The organism is Streptomyces sp. V4I2 (assembly GCF_030817655.1).
Classification (GTDB): Bacteria; Actinomycetota; Actinomycetes; order Streptomycetales; family Streptomycetaceae; genus Streptomyces; species Streptomyces plumbiresistens.
Genome location: NZ_JAUSZM010000003.1, coordinates 2095456 through 2115548, shown reverse-complemented (window position 1 = coordinate 2115548; position 20093 = coordinate 2095456). Strand labels below are relative to the sequence as shown.

The 20093-nt window shown below is 69.7% G+C and carries 17 protein-coding genes and 1 pseudogene; 11 read left to right on the top strand and 7 right to left on the bottom strand.

The genetic code is table 11. The annotated features are described in order from the left end of the window. The 3 genes from secF to QFZ76_RS10605 all read left to right on the top strand — a co-directional run bounded on the left by secF (window position 1) and on the right by QFZ76_RS10605 (window position 4407). Complete coding sequence (gene secF / locus QFZ76_RS10615; protein WP_307673486.1) at window positions 1-1119, top strand: protein translocase subunit SecF; 1119 nt, start codon at window positions 1-3, stop codon at window positions 1117-1119. Beyond that, a complete protein-coding gene (locus QFZ76_RS10610) occupies window positions 1116-1664 on the top strand; it encodes an adenine phosphoribosyltransferase (RefSeq protein WP_307673485.1) in 549 nt (182 codons plus the stop codon). The genes secF and QFZ76_RS10610 overlap by 4 nt, the downstream gene beginning before the upstream one ends. Window positions 1665-1857: 193 nt before the next feature. Continuing rightward, window positions 1858-4407 carry a bifunctional (p)ppGpp synthetase/guanosine-3',5'-bis(diphosphate) 3'-pyrophosphohydrolase gene (locus QFZ76_RS10605; RefSeq protein WP_307673484.1) on the top strand — a complete coding sequence of 850 codons (2550 nt, stop codon included), beginning with the start codon at window positions 1858-1860 and terminating at the stop codon, window positions 4405-4407. Between the two features lie 123 nt (window positions 4408-4530). Here QFZ76_RS10605 and QFZ76_RS10600 read toward each other — a convergent pair whose 3' ends face one another. After that, a complete protein-coding gene (locus QFZ76_RS10600; RefSeq protein ID WP_307673483.1) occupies window positions 4531-5760 on the bottom strand; it encodes a DUF349 domain-containing protein in 1230 nt (409 codons plus the stop codon). A 134-nt stretch (window positions 5761-5894) separates the two neighbouring features. Next, on the bottom strand, window positions 5895-6713 hold the full coding sequence (locus QFZ76_RS10595; RefSeq protein ID WP_307673482.1) for a peptidylprolyl isomerase: 819 nt from the start codon (window positions 6711-6713) through the stop codon (window positions 5895-5897). Between the two features lie 180 nt (window positions 6714-6893). On the opposite strand from QFZ76_RS10595, the gene QFZ76_RS10590 reads away from it, so the two are divergent. Then, on the top strand, window positions 6894-7616 hold the full coding sequence (locus QFZ76_RS10590; protein ID WP_307673481.1) for an MBL fold metallo-hydrolase: 723 nt from the start codon (window positions 6894-6896) through the stop codon (window positions 7614-7616). Window positions 7617-7629: 13 nt separating this feature from the next. Then, a complete protein-coding gene (hisS, locus tag QFZ76_RS10585) occupies window positions 7630-8892 on the top strand; it encodes a histidine--tRNA ligase (protein ID WP_307673480.1) in 1263 nt (420 codons plus the stop codon). A gap of 205 nt (window positions 8893-9097) precedes the next feature. Here hisS and QFZ76_RS10580 read toward each other — a convergent pair whose 3' ends face one another. From QFZ76_RS10580 to QFZ76_RS10565, 4 genes are read right to left on the bottom strand one after another with little or no spacing between them, the layout of a single operon-like run. Continuing rightward, on the bottom strand, window positions 9098-9721 hold the full coding sequence (locus QFZ76_RS10580) for a response regulator transcription factor (RefSeq protein WP_307673479.1): 624 nt from the start codon (window positions 9719-9721) through the stop codon (window positions 9098-9100). Next, window positions 9718-10965 carry a sensor histidine kinase gene (locus tag QFZ76_RS10575; protein WP_307673478.1) on the bottom strand — a complete coding sequence of 416 codons (1248 nt, stop codon included), beginning with the start codon at window positions 10963-10965 and terminating at the stop codon, window positions 9718-9720. The genes QFZ76_RS10580 and QFZ76_RS10575 overlap by 4 nt, the downstream gene beginning before the upstream one ends. Then, window positions 10923-11768, bottom strand: coding sequence for an ABC transporter permease (locus tag QFZ76_RS10570; protein ID WP_307673477.1), 846 nt, complete (start codon window positions 11766-11768; stop codon window positions 10923-10925). The genes QFZ76_RS10575 and QFZ76_RS10570 overlap by 43 nt, the downstream gene beginning before the upstream one ends. Continuing rightward, a complete protein-coding gene (locus tag QFZ76_RS10565; RefSeq protein ID WP_307673476.1) occupies window positions 11765-12631 on the bottom strand; it encodes an ABC transporter ATP-binding protein in 867 nt (288 codons plus the stop codon). The genes QFZ76_RS10570 and QFZ76_RS10565 overlap by 4 nt, the downstream gene beginning before the upstream one ends. A 144-nt stretch (window positions 12632-12775) precedes the next feature. On the opposite strand from QFZ76_RS10565, the gene QFZ76_RS10560 reads away from it, so the two are divergent. The 3 genes from QFZ76_RS10560 (at window position 12776) to rpsD (ending at window position 15771) form a co-directional block, all read left to right on the top strand. Next, a complete protein-coding gene (locus tag QFZ76_RS10560; protein ID WP_307673475.1) occupies window positions 12776-13432 on the top strand; it encodes a vitamin K epoxide reductase family protein in 657 nt (218 codons plus the stop codon). A gap of 68 nt (window positions 13433-13500) precedes the next feature. Next, window positions 13501-14856, top strand: coding sequence for a replication-associated recombination protein A (locus QFZ76_RS10555; protein WP_307673474.1), 1356 nt, complete (start codon window positions 13501-13503; stop codon window positions 14854-14856). A 300-nt stretch (window positions 14857-15156) separates the two neighbouring features. Continuing rightward, the gene (gene rpsD, locus QFZ76_RS10550) at window positions 15157-15771 is read left to right on the top strand and encodes a 30S ribosomal protein S4 (protein WP_067428966.1); all 615 of its coding nucleotides are present in this window, start codon (window positions 15157-15159) and stop codon (window positions 15769-15771) included. A gap of 26 nt (window positions 15772-15797) precedes the next feature. On the opposite strand, the pseudogene QFZ76_RS10545 reads toward rpsD, so the two are convergent. After that, window positions 15798-16426, bottom strand: a pseudogene (locus QFZ76_RS10545) (regulator); the annotation flags it as partial. 166 nt (window positions 16427-16592) lie between these two features. Here QFZ76_RS10545 and QFZ76_RS10540 point away from each other — a divergent pair. From QFZ76_RS10540 to alaS, 3 genes are read left to right on the top strand one after another with little or no spacing between them, the layout of a single operon-like run. Beyond that, complete coding sequence (locus tag QFZ76_RS10540) at window positions 16593-17042, top strand: DUF948 domain-containing protein (RefSeq protein ID WP_307673473.1); 450 nt, start codon at window positions 16593-16595, stop codon at window positions 17040-17042. Window positions 17043-17051: 9 nt separating this feature from the next. Next, window positions 17052-17402 carry a hypothetical protein gene (locus QFZ76_RS10535; protein WP_307673472.1) on the top strand — a complete coding sequence of 117 codons (351 nt, stop codon included), beginning with the start codon at window positions 17052-17054 and terminating at the stop codon, window positions 17400-17402. Next, on the top strand, window positions 17402-20074 hold the full coding sequence (gene alaS / locus QFZ76_RS10530) for an alanine--tRNA ligase (protein ID WP_307673471.1): 2673 nt from the start codon (window positions 17402-17404) through the stop codon (window positions 20072-20074). Before QFZ76_RS10535 ends, alaS begins: the two co-directional genes overlap by 1 nt. The last annotated feature ends 19 nt before the right edge of the window (window positions 20075-20093 follow it).

Here is a 20093-nt window from a genome sequence, read left to right as displayed (position 1 = left end):
ATGTCGAAGCTCGGCAACCTCGGCGCCCGACTGCACCGTGGCGAGGTCGGCTACGACTTCGTCGGCAACCGCAAGCTCTGGTACGGCCTCTCGATCCTGATCACCATCACGGCCATCGTCGGCCTGGCGGTGCGCGGCCTGAACATGGGCATCGAGTTCGAGGGCGGTGCCGTCTTCACCACCCCGAAGAACACCAGTGTCTCGGTGTCGCAGGCGGAGACGTACGCGGAAGAGGCCTCCGGGCACGACGCGATCGTCCAGAAGCTCGGCGACGGCAGCCTGCGCATCCAGCTCGCGGGCATCGACACGGACACGTCCGGCCAGATCAAGCAGGAGCTCGCCAAGGACCTCAAGGTCGACAGCGAGCAGATCAACGCCGACCTGGTCGGCCCCAGCTGGGGTGATCAGGTCGCCAACAAGGCCTGGCAGGGCCTGGGCATCTTCCTCGTCCTGGTCGTGATCTATCTGGCGATCGCCTTCGAGTGGCGCATGGCGCTCGCCGCGTTCATCGCGCTGATCCACGACATCACCATCACGGTCGGCATCTACGCCCTCGTCGGCTTCGAGGTCACACCGGGCACGGTGATCGGTCTGCTGACCATTCTCGGTTACTCGCTCTACGACACGGTCGTCGTCTTCGACAGCCTCAAGGAGCAGACCAAGGACATCACCAAACAGACCCGCTGGACGTACAGCGACATCGCCAACCGCTCGATCAACAGCACCCTGGTCCGGTCCGTCAACACCACGGTGGTCGCGCTGCTGCCGGTGGCCGCCCTGCTGTTCATCGGTGGCGGTGTCCTCGGCGCCGGCATGCTCAACGACATCTCGCTGTCGCTGTTCGTCGGCCTCGCGGCCGGTGCGTACTCCTCGATCTTCATCGCCACGCCGCTCGTCGCCGACCTCAAGGAGCGCGAGCCGCAGATGAAGGCCCTCAAGAAGCGCGTGCTCGCCAAGCGCGCCCAGGCCGCCGCCAAGGGCGAGCCGCTGGAGAACGAGGCCGCCGACGAGCCGTTCGACGACGAGCCGGAGGACGCGGCGCCGGCGGTCGTCGGCCCGCGCACCCAGCCCGCGTCCCGCAACCGCGGCCGCGGCCGACCCTCCGGGAAGCGCCGATGACCGAGCTCACCGACATCACGGCACTGCTGCTCAGCCGCATCCGTGATGTGCCGGACTACCCGGAGCCGGGCGTGATGTTCAAGGACATCACCCCGCTCCTGGCGGACCCGGCGGCGTTCACCGCACTCACCGACGCCCTCGCCGCTCTCGCCACGGACGCCGGCGCCACGAAGATCGTCGGCCTGGAGGCCCGCGGCTTCATCCTCGGCGCCCCCGTCGCCGTTCGCGCCGGGCTCGGCTTCATCCCCGTGCGCAAGGCGGGCAAGCTCCCCGGAGCCACCCTCAGCCAGGCGTACGACCTGGAGTACGGCTCCGCCGAGATCGAGGTACACGCCGAGGACCTGACCGCGGGCGACCGCGTCCTGGTCGTCGACGACGTCCTCGCCACCGGCGGCACCGCCGAGGCGTCGATCCAGCTCATCCGCCGGGCGGGCGCCGAGGTCGCGGGCCTCGCCGTCCTGATGGAGCTGGGCTTCCTCGGCGGCCGCGCCCGCCTGGAGCCGGCCCTCGCCGGCGCCCCGCTGGAGGCGCTGCTCAAGGTCTGAGCACCGGCACACAAGGCGCGCGTGACGTGCCGGCACCGCGAAGGCGGGCCCGGAGGAATCCGGTGCCCGCCTCTCGTGTTTCTCCGGTTGACGGTCCTCACAGTGGCCTGAAGGCGATCCTCAGGCAAAGGATCGCTACCATGGGGTGTCCGGAGCCTGACCGGGGGACCCGGATCGCGCACGAGGAGCCCTCTTGCCAGACGAGGCCCAGCCACTCACCGCCGCCAAGCCCGAGTCCGCCTCGGACGCCACGGCGAAGCCCGCGCCGCATGCGAACAACGCGAAGAACGACACCCGCGGGCCGGTCGAGCACGCCCAGTCCGCGCCCGTCGACAAGTCGGCCGAGCAGACGCGTCCCAAGCCCGTCCCGCCCGCCCCTCCGGCTCCGGCCCAGCGGCCCACCAACTCGCCGGCGGTCCGCCCCACCGCGGGCCAGCCCGCCCGCACCGGCTCCTCCAACCGCGTCCGCGCCCGCCTCGCCCGTCTCGGTGTGCAGCGCTCCAACCCGTACAACCCGGTCCTCGAGCCGTTGCTGCGGATAGTCCGCAGCAACGACCCCAAGATCGAGACAGCCACGCTCCGGCAGATCGAGCAGGCCTACCAGGTCGCCGAGCGCTGGCACCGCGGCCAGAAGCGCAAGAGCGGCGACCCGTACATCACGCACCCGCTCGCGGTGACCACGATCCTCGCCGAGCTCGGCATGGACCCCGCCACCCTCATGGCCGGCCTCCTGCACGACACCGTCGAGGACACCGAGTACGGCCTCGACCAACTGCGCCGCGACTTCGGTGACTCCGTCGCCCTCCTCGTCGACGGCGTCACCAAGCTGGACAAGGTCAAGTTCGGCGAGGCCGCGCAGGCCGAGACCGTGCGCAAGATGGTCGTGGCGATGGCCAAGGACCCGCGCGTCCTGGTCATCAAGCTCGCCGACCGCCTGCACAACATGCGCACCATGCGCTACCTCAAGCGCGAGAAGCAGGAGAAGAAGGCGCGCGAGACCCTTGAGATCTACGCGCCGCTAGCCCACCGGCTGGGCATGAACACCATCAAGTGGGAGCTGGAGGACCTCGCCTTCGCGATCCTCTACCCCAAGATGTACGACGAGATCGTCCGCCTCGTCGCCGAGCGCGCCCCCAAGCGCGACGAGTACCTCGCCATAGTGACCGACGAGGTGCAGTCCGACCTGCGCGCCGCCCGCATCAAGGCGACCGTCACCGGCCGCCCGAAGCACTACTACAGCGTCTACCAGAAGATGATCGTCCGCGGCCGTGACTTCGCGGAGATCTACGACCTGGTGGGCATCCGCGTCCTGGTGGACACCGTCCGCGACTGCTATGCGGCGCTGGGCACCGTGCACGCCCGCTGGAACCCGGTTCCGGGGCGGTTCAAGGACTACATCGCGATGCCCAAGTTCAACATGTACCAGTCGCTGCACACGACGGTCATCGGACCCAACGGCAAGCCGGTCGAACTCCAGATCCGTACGTTCGACATGCACCGCCGCGCCGAGTACGGCATCGCCGCGCACTGGAAGTACAAGCAGGAGGCCGTCGCCGGCGCCTCCAAGGTGCGTTCGGACCAGCCGAGGACCACCGGCAAGGACGACCACCTCAACGACATGGCGTGGCTGCGGCAGCTCCTCGACTGGCAGAAGGAGACCGAGGACCCCGGCGAGTTCCTCGAGTCCCTGCGCTTCGACCTGTCGCGCAACGAGGTCTTCGTCTTCACCCCCAAGGGCGATGTGATAGCGCTGCCGGCCGGTGCCACGCCCGTGGACTTCTCGTACGCGGTGCACACCGAGGTGGGCCACCGCACCATAGGAGCCCGCGTCAACGGACGCCTCGTACCGCTGGAATCGACCCTGGACAACGGCGACCTGGTGGAGGTCTTCACGTCCAAGGCGGCCGGCGCCGGACCGTCCCGCGACTGGCTGAACTTCGTGAAGTCGCCGCGCGCCCGCAACAAGATCCGGGCCTGGTTCTCCAAGGAGCGGCGCGACGAGGCGATCGAGCAGGGCAAGGACGCCATCGTCCGCGCGATGCGCAAACAGAACCTGCCGATCCAGCGCATCCTGACCGGCGACTCGCTCGTGACGCTGGCCCACGAGATGCGCTACCCGGACATCTCCGCGCTGTACGCGGCGATCGGCGAGGGACACGTCTCCGCACAGAACGTCGTGCAGAAGCTCGTCCAGGCGCTCGGTGGCGAGGAGGCGGCCACCGAGGAGATCGACGAGTCGGTCCCGCCGTCCCGCGGTCGCGGCCGCAAGCGCCGCACCAGCACCGACCCGGGTGTCGTGGTCAAGGGCGTCGACGACGTGTGGGTCAAGCTCGCCCGCTGCTGTACGCCCGTCCCCGGCGACCCGATCATAGGATTCGTCACACGCGGTAGTGGCGTATCGGTTCACCGCAGCGACTGCGTGAACGTGGACTCATTGTCCCGCGAGCCCGAGCGCATCCTCGAGGTCGAGTGGGCGCCCACCCAGTCCTCGGTCTTCCTCGTCGCCATCCAGGTCGAGGCACTGGACCGCTCCCGGCTCCTGTCGGACGTCACGCGCGTCCTGTCCGACCAGCACGTCAACATCCTCTCCGCGGCCGTCCAGACCTCCCGCGACCGCGTCGCCACGTCCCGCTTCACCTTCGAGATGGGCGACCCGAAGCACCTCGGGCACGTTCTGAAGGCGGTCAGGGGAGTCGAGGGCGTGTACGACGTGTACCGGGTGACGTCGGCGCGCAGCAGGTAGCACAAGCGCCGCATACGCAGAGGGGCTCCCGTACCGGCAAGGTACGGGAGCCCCTCTGCGTTTGTCCGTGAAGGCCTACGTCCGTGAAGGCCTACCGTCCGTGAAGGCTTATGTCCGTAAGGCTCAGCCGCCGAACTCCTGGAGCCCCTTCAGAGCCTGCTCCAGCAGAGCCTCGCGGCCCGCCAGCTCCTTCTCGAGCTTGTCGGCCCTGGCGTTGTTGCCCTGGGTCCGGGCCTGCTCGATCTGGCCCCTCAGCTTGTCGACCGCGGCCTGGAGCTGACCGGTCAGACCCTCGGCACGCGCGCGTGCCTCCGGGTTCGTCCGGCGCCACTCGGTCTCCTCGGCCTCCTGCAGGGCCCGCTCGACCGCGTGCATCCGGCCCTCGACCTTCGGCCGTGCGTCACGCGGGACGTGGCCGATGGCCTCCCAGCGCTCGTTGAGCGAGCGGAAGGCGGCGCGGGCGCTCTTCAGGTCGCCGATCGGCAGGAGCTTCTCGGCCTCCTCGGCCAGCTCCTCCTTCAGCTTCAGGTTCTCCGACTGCTCGGCGTCCCGTTCGGCGAAGACCGAGCTGCGGGCGGCGAAGAAGACGTCCTGGGCGCCGCGGAAGCGGTTCCACAGGTCGTCCTCGTGCTCGCGCTGGGCACGGCCCGCGGCCTTCCACTCCGCCATCAGCTCGCGGTAGCGCGCGGCCGTCGGACCCCAGTCCGTCGAACCGGACAGTACCTCGGCCTCGCCGACCAGGCGCTCCTTGGTCCTGCGGGCCTCCTCGCGCTGCGCGTCCAGCGACGCGAAGTGCGCCTTGCGACGCTTGGAGAACGCCGAGCGCGCGTGCGAGAAGCGGTGCCACAGTTCGTCGTCCGACTTGCGGTCCAGGCGCGGCAGGCCCTTCCAGGTGTCCACCAGCGCCCGCAGCCGCTCACCGGCCGCCCGCCACTGGTCCGACTGCGCCAGCTCCTCCGCCTCGGTGACCAGCGCCTCCTTGGCGTGACGCGCCTCGTCGGACTGCTTGGCGCGCTGCTGCTTGCGCTCCTCGCGCCGCTTCTCGACGGTCTCCACGAGCTTGTCCAGCCGGACCCGCAGGGCGTCCAGGTCGCCAACCGCGTGGTGGGCGTCGACCTGCTCCCGAATGTGGTCGATCGCGGCCTGCGCGTCCTTCGCCGACAGGTCGGTGGTCTTCACTCGCTTCTCGAGGAGGCCGATCTCGACAACCAGGCCCTCGTACTTGCGCTCGAAGTAGGCCAGCGCCTCGTCAGGAGAGCCGGCCTGCCAGGAACCGACGACCTGCTCGCCGTCGGCCGTACGCACGTACACGGTCCCCGTCTCGTCGACGCGGCCCCACGGGTCGCTGCTCACAGCGCCTCCTCCACATGATGCCTGCGAGGGCCTCAGCGCCCCCGAGCATCGTCCACAGTTTCGTCACGGCCAACATAGGCGACCGGCGGGTTGCCTGTCCGCATCCCGCGCGACCGAAATTTCGCAGTTGGCGGTCAGGATTTGGTGACAGTTGCCTTGTTGATGACGACCGTTGCATTGGGTGCTCCGTCGCCCGCTCCGGTGCTCTCGCCCGCGCCCGCGATCTTCTTCATCACCTTCATGCCGGCCTCCGAAATCGTGCCGAACGGTGTGTAGCTGGGCGGCAACTGGCTGTCCTGGTAGACCAGGAAGAACTGGCTGCCGCCGGTGTGCGCCTGGCCGGTGTTTGCCATCGCGACCGTGCCCGCCGGGTAGATGTTGTCCTTCAGGCTTTTGTCCTTCAGGTTCTCGTCCGGGATCGTGTAGCCGGGGCCGCCGCTGCCGGAGCCGGTCGGGTCGCCGCACTGCAGCACGTAGATGCCGCTGGTGGTGAGCCGGTGGCACTTGGTGTGGTCGAAGTAGCCCTTGCCGGCGAGGAAGCTGAACGAGTTGACGGTGTGCGGGGCCGCCGACGTCTTCATCGCGATGTCTATCTCACCGCACGTCGTCGCCAGCTTCATCGTGTACTTCGCCGACTTGTCGATGGTGACCGCCGGCTCCTTCTTCCAGGTCGCCGTCTTGACCTTGCCCGCGGCGGCCTTCTCGCACGGGTCCGGCGCCTTGCTGGTCGGCGCCGCGCTCGGGGTCGTCTCGGAGCTCGCGTTGGTCTTGTCGTCGTCCTTGAGGGCGCCGGTCGTGTACAGCGCGACGCTGCCGATCACGACCACGCCGAGCACCGACGCGATCACCGAGTTGCGCATGCGCGCCTTGCGTCGAGCGTCCGTGCGTCGCTGCTGCTGCCGCAAGAACTTCTCCCGCGCGAGCTGCCGCTTCCGCTGTTCCTGGGTGACCACCGAGTTCTCTCCTCATGCGTCTCGTACGCCTGCTGGGACGCGTGCGTCTTGTGAGCCGACCGCCTGCGTGTGCCCCGTACCGTATATGGGTTCGCTGAGGAATCGGCAGCGCCGGTAGGCTCTGACCACAGGCGCAGTCGCCGAACAGCCCACCCGTATCGACACAAACGAAGGACGATCGTGCTCATTGCCGGGTTCCCCGCCGGGGCCTGGGGGACGAACTGTTATCTCGTCGCCCCCGCCGCCGGTGAGGAGTGCGTGATCATCGACCCGGGCCACCAGGCCGCCCAGGGAGTCGAGGAGACGCTGAAGAAGCATCGGCTCAAGCCCGTCGCCGTCGTCCTCACCCACGGCCACATCGATCACGTGGCCTCGGTCGTCCCGGTGTGCGGCGCACACGGCGTACCGGCGTGGATCCACCCCGAGGACCGGTACATGATGACCGACCCGTCGATGGGTCTCGGCCGCTCCATCGGGACGCAGCTGATGGGCGAGCTGACCGTGGGGGAGCCGGACGACGTCCGCGAACTGACCGACGGCGTGAAGCTGGAGCTGGCGGGCATGGAGCTGTCCGTCGCCCACGCGCCCGGCCATACCAAGGGGTCGGTGACCTTCGGGATGCCCGAGACGGCTGACATCCCGTCGGTCTTCTTCTCGGGCGATCTGCTCTTCGCCGGCTCCATCGGACGCACCGACCTGCCCGGCGGTGACATGGCCGAGATGCTCGACTCGCTGGCCCGCGTGTGCCTGCCGCTCGAGGACTCGACCGTGGTGCTGTCGGGCCACGGCCCCCAGACGACCATCGGCCAGGAGCGCGCCACCAACCCGTATCTGCGGCAAGTGGCCGCAGGCCGCCAAGATCGCGGCGCGGCGTCGAATCCCGCTCCCCGACGAGGAATGTGACGAGAGACCTTCCGTGAGCACCTTCAAGGCCCCCAAGGGCACGTACGACCTGATCCCGCCGGACAGCGCCAGGTTCCTGGCCGTCCGCGAGGCGATCGCCGCGCCCCTGCGCACCTCCGGCTACGGCTACATCGAGACGCCCGGCTTCGAGAACGTCGAACTGTTCGCGCGCGGTGTCGGTGAGTCGACCGACATCGTGACGAAGGAGATGTACGCCTTCGAGACCAAGGGCGGCGACCAGCTCGCCCTGCGCCCCGAGGGCACGGCGTCCGTCCTGCGGGCCGCCCTTGAGGCCAACCTCCACAAGACGGGCAACCTCCCCGTCAAGCTCTGGTACTCCGGCTCGTACTACCGCTACGAGCGCCCCCAGAAGGGCCGTTACCGCCACTTCTCCCAGGTCGGTGCCGAGGCGATCGGTGCGGAGGACCCGGCGCTGGACGCCGAGCTGATCATCCTGGCGGACCAGGCGTACCGCTCGCTGGGGCTCAGGAACTTCCGGATCCTGCTGAACAGCCTGGGCGACAAGGAGTGCCGTCCGGTGTACCGGGCCGCCCTGCAGGACTTCCTGCGCGGTCTCGACCTCGACGAGGACACCCTGCGCCGCGCGGACATCAACCCGCTGCGCGTCCTCGACGACAAGCGTCCCGACGTCCAGAAGCAGCTGACCGACGCCCCGCTGCTGCGCGACTACCTCTGCGACGCCTGCAAGGCGTACCACGAGGAGGTGCGCGAGCTGATCACCGCGGCGGGCGTCTCCTTCGAGGACGACCCGAAGCTGGTGCGCGGCCTGGACTACTACACCCGCACCACCTTCGAGTTCGTCCACGACGGTCTGGGTTCCCAGTCCGCCGTGGGCGGCGGCGGCCGCTACGACGGTCTGTCCGAGATGATCGGCGGTCCCGCGCTGCCGTCCGTCGGCTGGGCGCTGGGCGTCGACCGTACGGTGCTGGCGCTGGAGGCGGAGGGCGTCGAGCTCGAACTCCCTTCCGCCACCAGCGTGTTCGCGGTTCCGCTCGGCGAGGATGCCCGACGGGTGCTGTTCGCCAAGGTCACCGAGCTGCGCAAGGTGGGAATCGCGGCCGACTTCTCCTACGGCGCCAAGGGGCTGAAGGGCGCGATGAAGAACGCCAACCGCAGTGGCGCCCGTTACACGATCGTCGCCGGTGAGCGTGACCTCGCCGAGGGTGTCGTCCAGCTCAAGGACATGGAGTCCGGGGAGCAGACGGCGGTCGGGGTCAACGAGATCGTGGCGGAACTGGAGTCGAGGCTGGGCTGAGGGGGGTGAGCGGGGTGTTTCTTTGCCCCCGCCGCCCCTTCCCGTCCCGTCCCTGGGGGCTGCCGCCCCCAGACCCCCGCTTCGGCCCGGAGGGCCTCGTCCTCAAACGCAGGACGGGCTGAGATGTGGCTGACCATTCATCCAAGCGAGTCGGGTGGTGGGTGGACATAGGCCGGGGGTCTGGGGGCGGAGCCCCCAGGGGCCCTCAGTCCAGCAAGCCGTACCGCATCGCACTCGTCACCGCAGCTGTCCTGTCGTCCACCCCGAGCTTCCCGAAAGCCCGCAGCAGGTGGGTCTTGACCGTCGACTCACCGATGAACAGCCGGCGACCGATCTCGGCGTTCGTGCAGCCCTCCGCCACCAGCCGCAGCACCGCCGTCTCCCGTTCCGACAACCGCGGTCGATCCGGCTTGGTCCGCAGCTGGTCCACCAGCCGTGCCGCCACTGACGGCGCCAGGACTGTCTCGCCGCGAGCGGCGGCCCGTACCGACTCCGCGAGTTCTCCCCGTGGCAGATCCTTCAGCAGGTAGCCCGCCGCCCCGGCCTCCACCGCCCGCAGGATGTCCCGGTCCGTCTCGTAGGTCGTCAGGACGATCACCCGGCACCGCAGTCCGGCCTCGCTCATCCGCACGATCGAGTCGACGCCCCCGCCGCCGGGCATCCGCAGGTCCATCAGCACGATGTCGGGCCGCAACTCGGCGGCCAGCGCCTCCGCCTGCGGCCCGCTGGACGCGTCGGCGATGACCTCCAGGTCCGGTTCCGCGCTGAGCATCGCCCGCAGTCCCTCCCGTACGACGGGATGGTCGTCGGCCAGGATGATCCGGATCACGGTGAACTCCTCGGGGACGGTAGGGGCAGGCGGACGGTCACCGTCGTGCCGTCGCCGGGGGCGCTGCGCACCTGGGCCGTTCCGCCGACCTCGGTGGCCCGGGCCCGCAGTCCCGTCAGGCCGTAGCCGCCGGCGGCGGTGTCGACGGCGGTCGGTTCGAAGCCGCAGCCGTCGTCCCGTACGGAGACGGTGAGCGAGTCGTCGGCGTACGTCACCGTCACGGCGACCGCCGCCGAACCCCCCGCGTGCTTGCGGGCGTTGGCCAGGGCTTCCTGGCAGGCGCGCAGGGCGACCACTTCGGGGCCGGCGGGGAGGGCACGTACGGGGCCGCTGACCTCCAGAGTCGCCTCGTGGCGGGCGGCCAGTCTGCGCAGCGCGTCCGGCAGGGAGGCGCCGGCCAGGTCGGCGGGCGCGCCCCCGGCGACCAGGGCACGGGCCTCGGCGAGGTTCAGCCGGGCCGTCTCGTCCATCAGCGCCAGATGCCGGCGGGCCTGGGGCACGTCGTGGTCGAGCTCCGCCTCGACGGCCTGGACCAGCATCAGCAGACTGGTGAAGCCCTGCGCGAGCGTGTCGTGTATCTCCCGCGCCATCCGCTCCCGCTCGGCCAGGGCGCCGTGCGCGGCCGACAGCCGGGAGATCTCGTGACGGCTCGAGTCCAGCTTCGCGATCAGTTCGGCCCGCTCCTGGCTCTGCTCGATGATCCGGATGACCCAGGTGCCGACGGCCAGCGAGAAGACGAGGGTGACCACGGCGAACAGCCCGTTGAAGAAGACGTCCTGGTCACTCGGCCACCACAGCAGGGCCCAGCCGGCGACGGGCGCGAGGTTGATGACGGCCACCGCCACCAGCGCCTGCCGCATCCGCAACGACATGAAGCACTGGGGCACCAGTGCGAAGGTCATCAGCCGGGTCTCGCCCACCAGGATCGCCGACGGCAGGAACAGCGCCATCGCCGCCACGAGGTAGCCGAGGGCCTGCCGCTCCTCGGGCGGATCGCCCCGCAGGATGGGCCGGCCCACCCACACGAACAGGGGGATCAGGGGGACCAGCAGCGCGGCCGCGGTGATGCGGACCGGCCACCCCGGGGTCCCCGCGCCGAGCACGAACACCAGGGTGGCCAGCCAGATGAGCGCGAAGTAGATGTCCCAGATCCGGAACGACCGCGCCCAGGTGTAGGCGCCGACGACCTCGTCGGGAAGGGTCACCCGTCGCGCCGGTTCTTCCACCGGAAGGTCAGCAGACACAGCAGCAATCCTCCGACGCACCACGCCCCCAGCACCAGGGCGATGCGCCCGAACTCCCAGCCTCCGGCCTGCTCCAGAACCTGCGCCGACTCCGGCAGGAACACCCCGCGCAGGCCCTGGCACATCCACTTCAGCGGGAACAGCGCCCCGATGTTCAGCATCCAGTCCGGGATGGTGTCGATCGCGATGTACACCCCGGAGATGAACTGCAACACCAGGAACGGGAGTACGACCACGGAGGTCGCGCTCTTGCCGGTCTTCGGGACCGAGCTGATCGCGATGCCGAGCAGTGCGCACGCCGTCAGCCCGAGCACGAAGATCCAGGCGAAGTCGAACCACCGGCCCGCGTCCGTGGGCAGGTCGATGTCGTAGAAGGCGGTGCCGACGAGCAGCAGGATCGCCGTCTCCAGCAGACCCGTGACCAGAACCAGCCAGACCTTGCCGAGGAAGTACGACGCCGGCGGCATCGGCGTCCCGCGCAGCCGGCGCAGCACCTTCTCGTCCCGTTCGATCGCGATCGAGATGCCGAGGGACTGGAAACTCGTCGACATGATGCCGGCGGCCATCATCGCCGGGACGTACAGCTGGGAGGCGGTGATGCCGGCGTTCCGCACGTCGTCGCGGAAGATCGACGCGAACAGGAACAGGAACACCACCGGGAAGGCGAAGGTGAACACCACCTGGTCGCGCTGCCGGAAGAACTGCCGCAGTTCCAGGGCGCCCCGCTGGAGGCCGATGCCCCAGACGCCGGGCAGCCTCTCGGCCAGGGCGTCCGCCCGCGGTCGTACGGCGGTCGTGGTCATCGCGCGTCCTCCTGTCCGGTCAGGCGGAGGTAGACGTCCTCCAGGGTGGGGCGGCGCACCCGCAGCCCCGGGATCTCGCCGTCGAAGCGGGCCATGAGCGTGCCGACCGTCCTGGTCGGTGTGTCCGTGCGTTCCGCGCGCGGGGTGCCGTCCGGGTCGGTCCACTCGACGGTGGCGCCCGTGCCGTACCGCTCCCGCAGACCGGCCGGTTCGCCCTCGGCGACGACCTGACCCTGGGCGATGATCGCCAGCCGGTCCGCGAGGGCTTCCGCCTCCTCCAGGTAGTGCGTGGTCAGCACGATGGTCGTGCCCTCGGCGGAGAGCTTGCGGATCAGGTCCCAGAACTGGCGGCGGGCCGCCGGGTCGAAGCCGGTCGTCGGCTCGTCCAGAAGCAGCAGCTCGGGACCGCCGATCACCCCGAGGGCCACGTCGAGCCGTCGGCGCTGCCCGCCGGACAGCGCCTTGATCCGGCTGCCCGCCTTGGCCTCCAGACCCACCAGGCCGATGACCTCCTCCGGGTCCCGTGGCCTCGGGTAGTAGCGGGCGAAGTGCCGAACGGTCTCGCGGACCGTCAACTCCGCGGGCGCGGATTCGTCCTGCCAGACGATTCCGACACGTGAGCGCCACGCGCGCGTGCCGTGCGCCGGATCCGACCCGAGGACGGACACCTCGCCCGCGTCCCGGTCACGGTTGCCCTGGAGGATCTCCACCGTCGTGCTCTTGCCCGCCCCGTTGGGCCCCAGCAGGCCGAACACCTCACCCCTGCGGATACCGAGATCGATGCCGTCGACCGCGGTCACGTCGCCGTACTGCTTGCGCAGCCCCCGTACGTCCACCGCGAGTCCGTTCGCGTGTGTTGTCATGCCGCCGAGCCTCGTCCGGAACCGAACGCTCCGGGACGACCGCACGTACTTCCTTATGTCCACCGAACGGTGGACACGCGTCTCGGTACGGCACAATGAGCGCTGTCCGCGGAAGGTCCAACTCTCAGTGACGGAATCGGCGTGATGAGCAAGACGACAGTCAAAAACGTCTCCACCGAACCCGAGCCGGAGCGCGCCGAGGCCGCTCCGCGGTCGGTGGGCGGCAGCCGTGCGTTCGCCCTGCTGCTGGTGATCACCGGCGCTGCGGGTCTGCTCGCGGCGTGGGTCATCACGATCGACAAGTTCAAGCTGCTCGAGGCCAAGGTCGAGGGCAAGTCCTTCACGCCCGGCTGCAGTCTGAACCCCGTCGTCTCCTGCGGCAGCGTCATGGAGAGCGACCAGGCCTCGGCCTTCGGCTTCCCCAACCCGATGCTCGGCCTCGTCGCCTACGGCATCGTCATCGCCGTCGGCATGAGCCTGCTCGGCCGCGCCCGCTTCCCGCGCTGGTACTGGCTCACCTTCAACGCCGGCACCCTCTTCGGCGTCGGCTTCTGCGCCTGGCTGATGTTCCAGTCCCTGTACCGCATCAACGCGCTGTGCCTGTGGTGCTGCCTGGCCTGGGTCGCGACGATCATCATGTTCTGGTACGTGACCTCGTTCAACATCCGCAACGGCTACCTGCCCGCCCCGCGCTGGCTGAAGAGCTTCTTCGGCGAGTTCACCTGGGTCATGCCGGTGCTGCACATCGGCATCATCGGCATGCTGATCCTGACCCGCTGGTGGGACTTCTGGACCAGCTGACCGCCCGGGCACCGGGCCGTTCGACTGCCCCGACGGGATTGTCAGTGCGGTGACATAGGGTTTTGGACGTGGAGCCCGACCTGTTCACCGCCGCAGCGGAAGACCGCCAGGAGAAGGACCCGTCCAGCAGCCCCCTGGCGGTCCGGATGCGCCCGCGCATCCTCGACGAGGTCGTGGGCCAGCAGCACCTGCTGAAGCCGGGCTCGCCCCTGCGCAGACTGGTCGGCGAGGGCGCGGGCGGCCCCGCCGGACCCTCCTCGGTGATCCTCTGGGGCCCGCCCGGCACCGGCAAGACCACCCTGGCGTACGTCGTCTCCAAGGCCACCAACAAGCGCTTCGTGGAGCTGTCCGCGATCACCGCCGGCGTCAAGGAGGTCCGCGCGGTCATCGACGGAGCCCGCCGCGCCACCGGCGGCTACGGCAAGGAGACCGTCCTCTTCCTCGACGAGATCCACCGCTTCAGCAAGGCCCAGCAGGACTCCCTGCTCCCGGCCGTCGAGAACCGCTGGGTGACCCTGATCGCGGCGACCACCGAGAACCCGTACTTCTCGATCATCTCCCCGCTGCTGTCCCGCTCCCTCCTCCTGACCCTCGAACCCCTCACCGACGACGACCTGCGCAGCCTCGTCCGCCGTGCGGTGAGTGACGAGCGCGGACTCAAGGACGCCGTCACCCTCCCCGAGGACACCGAGAACCACCTGTTGCGCATCGCCGGCGGTGACGCGCGCCGCGCCCTGACCGCCCTGGAGGCCGCCGCCGGAGCCGCGCTCGACAAGGGCGAGACGGAGGTCGGCCTCCAGACCCTGGAGGAGACCGTCGACCGGGCCGCCGTGAAGTACGACCGGGACGGCGACCAGCACTACGACGTGGCCAGCGCCCTCATCAAGTCCATCCGCGGTTCCGACGTCGACGCGGCCCTGCACTACCTGGCCCGGATGATCGAGGCCGGCGAGGACCCCCGCTTCATCGCCCGCCGCCTGATGATCTCCGCCAGCGAGGACATCGGCCTCGCCGATCCGAACGCCCTGCCGATCGCCGTCGCCGCCGCCCAGGCCGTCGCCATGATCGGCTTCCCCGAGGCCGCCCTCACCCTCAGCCACGCCACCATCGCCCTCGCCCTGGCCCCCAAGTCCAACGCCGCGACGACGGCGATCGGCGCCGCCCTGGACGACGTACGCAAGGGACTGGCCGGTCCCGTGCCCCCGCATCTGCGCGACGGGCACTACAAGGGCGCCGCCAAGCTCGGCCACGCGCAGGGGTACGTGTATCCGCACGACCGGCCCGAAGGCATCGCCCCCCAGCAGTACGCCCCGGACGCGATCCAGGACCGCGAGTACTACACCCCCACCCGGCACGGCGCCGAGGCCCGCTACGCGGACGCGGTGGAGTGGACCAGGAAGCACCTCGGTCGCAAGCGGCCCTGAGCAGCCTGTAGACTCGTCCGAAGTGCTGCGTCCCGTGTCCGGCTCCGGTCGGCGCCTCAGGCGGGACATCCAGCCGGATCTGTTGATCCAGGAGCGTCGCGCACCGTTGTAGGTGTCGCGGGCAGCCCACCACCACCCGGAGTTCCGGGAGCGGTCGGTGGGCCGTTCGTGTGCTGCACGTATGTGCCCAGCACAGGGGAACGGCTGCCTGACAAGTCCCTCGTGGACCTGTCGGGATTCCCCGGCTGCGGATGCGACCTCCCGTAACCCTGAGGCAGCCGAAAAGGAAAAGGAAAAGAAGTGGCGAACCAGCCCCGCCCCAAGGTCAAGAAGTCGCGTGCCCTCGGCATCGCGCTGACCCCGAAGGCCGTCAAGTACTTCGAGGCCCGTCCCTACCCGCCGGGTGAGCACGGTCGTGGCCGCAAGCAGAACTCGGACTACAAGGTCCGTCTGCTCGAGAAGCAGCGTCTGCGCGCGCAGTACGACGTGTCCGAGCGCCAGCTCGTCCGCGCCTACGAGCGTGCCGCCAAGACCCAGGGCAAGACCGGTGAGGCCCTGGTCATCGAGCTCGAGCGCCGTCTCGACGCGCTGGTCCTACGTTCGGGCATCGCCCGCACGATCTACCAGGCCCGCCAGATGGTCGTCCACGGCCACATCGAGGTCAACGGCCAGAAGGTCGACAAGCCGTCCTTCCGCGTCAAGCCCGACGACGTCGTGATGGTCCGCGAGCGCAGCCGCGAGAAGACCCTGTTCTCGATCGCCCGTGAGGGCGGCTTCGCCCCCGACGGCGAGACCCCGCGCTACCTCCAGGTGAACCTCCGTGCCCTGGCCTTCCGCCTGGACCGCGAGCCGAACCGCAAGGAGATCCCGGTGATCTGCGACGAGCAGCTCGTCGTCGAGTACTACGCCCGCTGATCACCAGCAGGCCGTAGCACCACCGCTCAGCCCGCCGTCTCCCCGCCCTTCCGGGTGGGCGAGGCGGCGGGCTGCTGCATGTCCAGGCCCAGGGTCGCCGTCGCATACCGCACCGGCCCGCGCGGCGTCGGTACCGCGTCCAGCGCTCGATCCCCGCAGCGCCCCAGCGCCCGCACGACGGCCGCGTCCGGCCGAGCCGCGCGCCCCGCCGTACGCACTCCTCGTACCGCACGTCCCCCAGCTGCTCCCGGGCGATCGCCTCGCACAGCTCGTGCGGCGCGTTGTAGTACGCCGAACCGAAGAGCGGCAGCCCCACCGACGGCCCCATCGCGGCGGCGGCGCCCTGCAGCACAGCGGCCTCCGCCGGGTCGCCCTCCGTGGCCGTGACCAGGGCCAGCAGCTCGATCGCCAGGACCGAGCCGAGCAGGTCGCGGAAGGCGTGGGCACCGGACAGGCAGTCCGTCAGCAGTGCGCGGGCGCCCGCCGGGTCGCCCTCGCGCCACGCCGCGTAGGCCAGGACGTACAGCGCGTACGCGCGGGCCCAGCGCTCGCCGTGGTCCTCACAGACCTGGCGGACGTCCTCGCACAGCTCCACCGCCTCCACCAGATCCCCCTGCAACGCCCGCGTCATCGCCGGCTCGACCTGGCACATCAGAGGAATACACAGGGAACACGGAGCGTACTGAACCGTGTTCAGTCCGTACAATCGCTTCGCGCGAACCCGCCCGCGCGCGGGCGGTAATCCGGTTCGGAGCCGGACCCCCGGCGCGATAGGCTCGGCGTACGACTTTTTCGATATGCAGGCACGTTTCAGGGAGCGGGTGCACACAGTGTCCGGTGGAGAGGTGGCCGGGATCCTGGTGGCCGTCTTCTGGGCGATTCTGGTCTCCTTCCTCGCCGTCGCGCTGGCGAGGCTGGCCCAGACGCTCAGGGCGACCACCAAGCTCGTGGCGGACGTGACCGACCAGGCCGTCCCGCTGCTGGCCGACGCCTCCTCGGCGGTGCGCTCCGCACAGACCCAGATCGACCGGGTCGACGCGATCGCGTCGGACGTCCAGGAGGTCACGTCGAACGCGTCCGCGCTGTCGACGACCGTCGCCTCCACCTTCGGCGGCCCCCTCGTGAAGGTCGCCGCCTTCGGCTACGGCGTGCGCCGGGCCCTCGGCGGCCACAAGGACGACGTTCCCGCCAAGGCACCCCGGCGTACCGTGATCGTGGGCCGCACGGTCTCTCGGCGGGACAAGCGAGACCTCCGCAAAAAGAAGGACTGAGAGCCAGCGATGTTCCGCCGCACCTTCTGGTTCACCTCGGGCGTCGCCGCCGGTGTGTGGGCCACCACCAAGGTCAATCGCAAGCTGAAGCAGCTGACCCCCGAGAACCTCGCCGCGACCGCGGCGAACAAGGCGCTCGATGCCGGTCACCGCATCAAGGACCGCGCGGTGGGCTTCGCGCTGGACGTCCGCGACAACATGGCCCAGCGGGAGGCGGAGCTGGGTGACGCCCTCGGGATCAACGAGAACCCCGAGCTTCCCTCCCCCCGGCGGTACGCCGCCATCGAGAACCGCACCAACCCGAAGTCCGTCGAGAGCGACAGGACGACGTACTCGTACAACCGGAATGAGGACCACTGATGGAGTCGGCCGAGATTCGCCGCCGCTGGCTGAGCTTCTACGAGGAGCGCGGGCACACCGTCGTCCCTTCGGCGTCGCTCATCGCGGACGACCCGACTCTGCTCCTGGTCCCCGCCGGCATGGTGCCCTTCAAGCCGTACTTCCTCGGTGAGGTCAAGCCGCCGTGGTCGCGCGCCACCAGCGTGCAGAAGTGCGTGCGCACGCCCGACATCGAAGAGGTCGGCAAGACCACGCGGCACGGCACCTTCTTCCAGATGTGCGGCAACTTCTCCTTCGGCGACTACTTCAAGGAAGGCGCCATCAAGTACGCCTGGGAGCTGCTCACCACGCCCCAGGACAAGGGTGGTTACGGCCTGGAGCCGGAGAAGCTCTGGATCACCGTCTACAAGGACGACGACGAGGCCGAGCGCATCTGGCACGAGATCGTCGGCGTGCCCAAGGAGCGCATCCAGCGCCTGGGCATGAAGGACAACTACTGGTCCATGGGCGTACCCGGCCCGTGCGGCCCCTGTTCCGAGATCAACTACGACCGCGGCCCCGAGTTCGGCGTCGAGGGCGGCCCCGCCGTCAACGACGAGCGGTACGTGGAGATCTGGAACCTCGTCTTCATGCAGTACGAGCGCGGCGAGGGCATCGGCAAGGACAACTTCGAGATCCTGGGCGACCTGCCGAGCAAGAACATCGACACGGGCCTCGGCATGGAGCGGCTCGCCATGATTCTGCAGGGCGTGCAGAACATGTACGAGATCGACACCTCCATGGCCGTCATCAAGAAGGCGACCGAGCTGACCGGTGTCGAGTACGGCGAAGCCCACGACTCCGACGTCTCCCTGCGCGTGGTCACCGACCACATGCGCACGTCCGTGATGCTCATCGGCGACGGCGTGACCCCCGGCAACGAGGGTCGCGGCTACGTCCTGCGCCGCATCATGCGCCGCGCCATCCGCAACATGCGTCTGCTCGGCGCCACCGGCCCGGTCGTCAAGGACCTGATCGACACGGTCATCGAGATGATGGGGCAGCAGTACCCCGAGCTCGTCACCGACCGCGAGCGGATCGAGAAGGTCGCCGTCGCCGAGGAGAACGCCTTCCTCAAGGCCCTCAAGGGCGGCACGAACATCCTCGACACCGCTGTCACCGAGACCAAGCAGGCCGGCGGCACCGTCCTGTCCGGCGACAAGGCCTTCCTGCTCCACGACACCTGGGGCTTCCCGATCGACCTCACCCTGGAGATGGCCGCCGAGCAGGGCCTCTCCGTGGACGAGGACGGCTTCCGCCGTCTGATGAAGGAGCAGCGGGAGCGCGCCAAGGCCGACGCCCAGGCCAAGAAGACCGGCCATGCCGGCGTCGGCGCCTACCGCGAGATCGCCGACAAGGCCGGCGAGACCGACTTCATCGGCTACTCGGACACCGAGGGCGAGTCCACGATCGTCGGGATCCTCGTCGACGGTGCCTCCTCCCCGGCCGCCACCGAGGGCGACGAGGTCGAGATCGTCCTGGACCGCACCCCCTTCTACGCCGAGGGCGGCGGCCAGATCGGCGACACCGGCCGCATCAAGGTGGACACCGGTGCCGTCATCGAGATCCGCGACTGCCAGAAGCCGGTGCCCGGCGTGTACGTCCACAAGGGCGTCGTCCAGGTCGGCGAGGTCACCGTCGGCTCCAAGGCCCACGCCTCGATCGACCATCGCCGCCGCACGGCCATCGCCCGCGCCCACTCGGCCACGCACCTGACCCACCAGGCCCTGCGCGACGCCCTCGGCCCGACGGCCGCCCAGGCCGGTTCCGAGAACCAGCCCGGCCGCTTCCGCTTCGACTTCGGTTCGCCCGCCGCCGTTCCCACGGCCGTGATGACCGACGTGGAGCAGAAGATCAACGAGGTCCTCGCCCGCGACCTGGACGTCCGCGCCGACGTCATGGGCATCGACGAGGCCAAGAAGCAGGGCGCCATCGCCGAGTTCGGCGAGAAGTACGGCGAGCGCGTCCGGGTCGTCACCATCGGCGACTTCTCCAAGGAGCTGTGCGGCGGCACGCACGTCCACAACACCGCCCAGCTGGGCCTGGTGAAGCTGCTCGGCGAGTCGTCGATCGGCTCGGGTGTGCGCCGTATCGAGGCCCTCGTGGGTGTCGACGCCTACAACTTCCTCGCCCGCGAGCACACGGTCGTCGCTCAGCTGCAGGAGCTGATCAAGGGCCGTCCGGAGGAGCTCCCGGAGAAGGTCTCCACCATGCTCGGCAGGCTGAAGGACGCCGAGAAGGAGATCGAGAAGTTCCGCGCCGAGAAGGTCCTCCAGGCCGCCGCCGGTCTCGCCGGATCGGCCAAGGACGTCCAGGGCGTCGCTCTCGTCACCGGTCAGGTCCCGGACGGCACCACCCCCGACGACCTGCGCAAGCTGGTCCTCGACGTGCGCGGCCGCATCCAGGGCGGCCGGGCCGCCGTGGTCGCTCTGTTCGCGGTCAGCAACGGCAAGCCGCTGACCGTCATCGCCACCAACGAGGCCGCCCGCGAGCGCGGTCTCAAGGCCGGCGACCTGGTCCGTACGGCCGCCAAGACCCTCGGCGGCGGCGGTGGCGGCAAGCCGGACCTCGCCCAGGGCGGCGGCCAGAACCCGGCCGCCGTCGGCGAGGCCGTCGAGGCCGTCGAGCGGCTCGTGGCGGAAACGGCCAAGTGAGCGCCGAAGTTCGGGAGAG

What these genes read in the sequence shown, in the direction of transcription:
- secF (WP_307673486.1), top strand. Translation starts at nt 1, where the DNA reads ATGTCGAAGCTCGGCAACCTCGGCGCCCGACTGCACCGTGGCGAGGTC.
- QFZ76_RS10610 (WP_307673485.1), top strand. Translation starts at nt 1,116, where the DNA reads ATGACCGAGCTCACCGACATCACGGCACTGCTGCTCAGCCGCATCCGT.
- QFZ76_RS10570 (WP_307673477.1), bottom strand. Translation starts at nt 11,768, where the DNA reads ATGACCACGACCGCCGTACGACCGCGGGCGGACGCCCTGGCCGAGAGG.
- QFZ76_RS10565 (WP_307673476.1), bottom strand. Translation starts at nt 12,631, where the DNA reads ATGACAACACACGCGAACGGACTCGCGGTGGACGTACGGGGGCTGCGC.
- QFZ76_RS10560 (WP_307673475.1), top strand. Translation starts at nt 12,776, where the DNA reads ATGAGCAAGACGACAGTCAAAAACGTCTCCACCGAACCCGAGCCGGAG.
- QFZ76_RS10535 (WP_307673472.1), top strand. Translation starts at nt 17,052, where the DNA reads ATGTTCCGCCGCACCTTCTGGTTCACCTCGGGCGTCGCCGCCGGTGTG.
- alaS (WP_307673471.1), top strand. Translation starts at nt 17,402, where the DNA reads ATGGAGTCGGCCGAGATTCGCCGCCGCTGGCTGAGCTTCTACGAGGAG.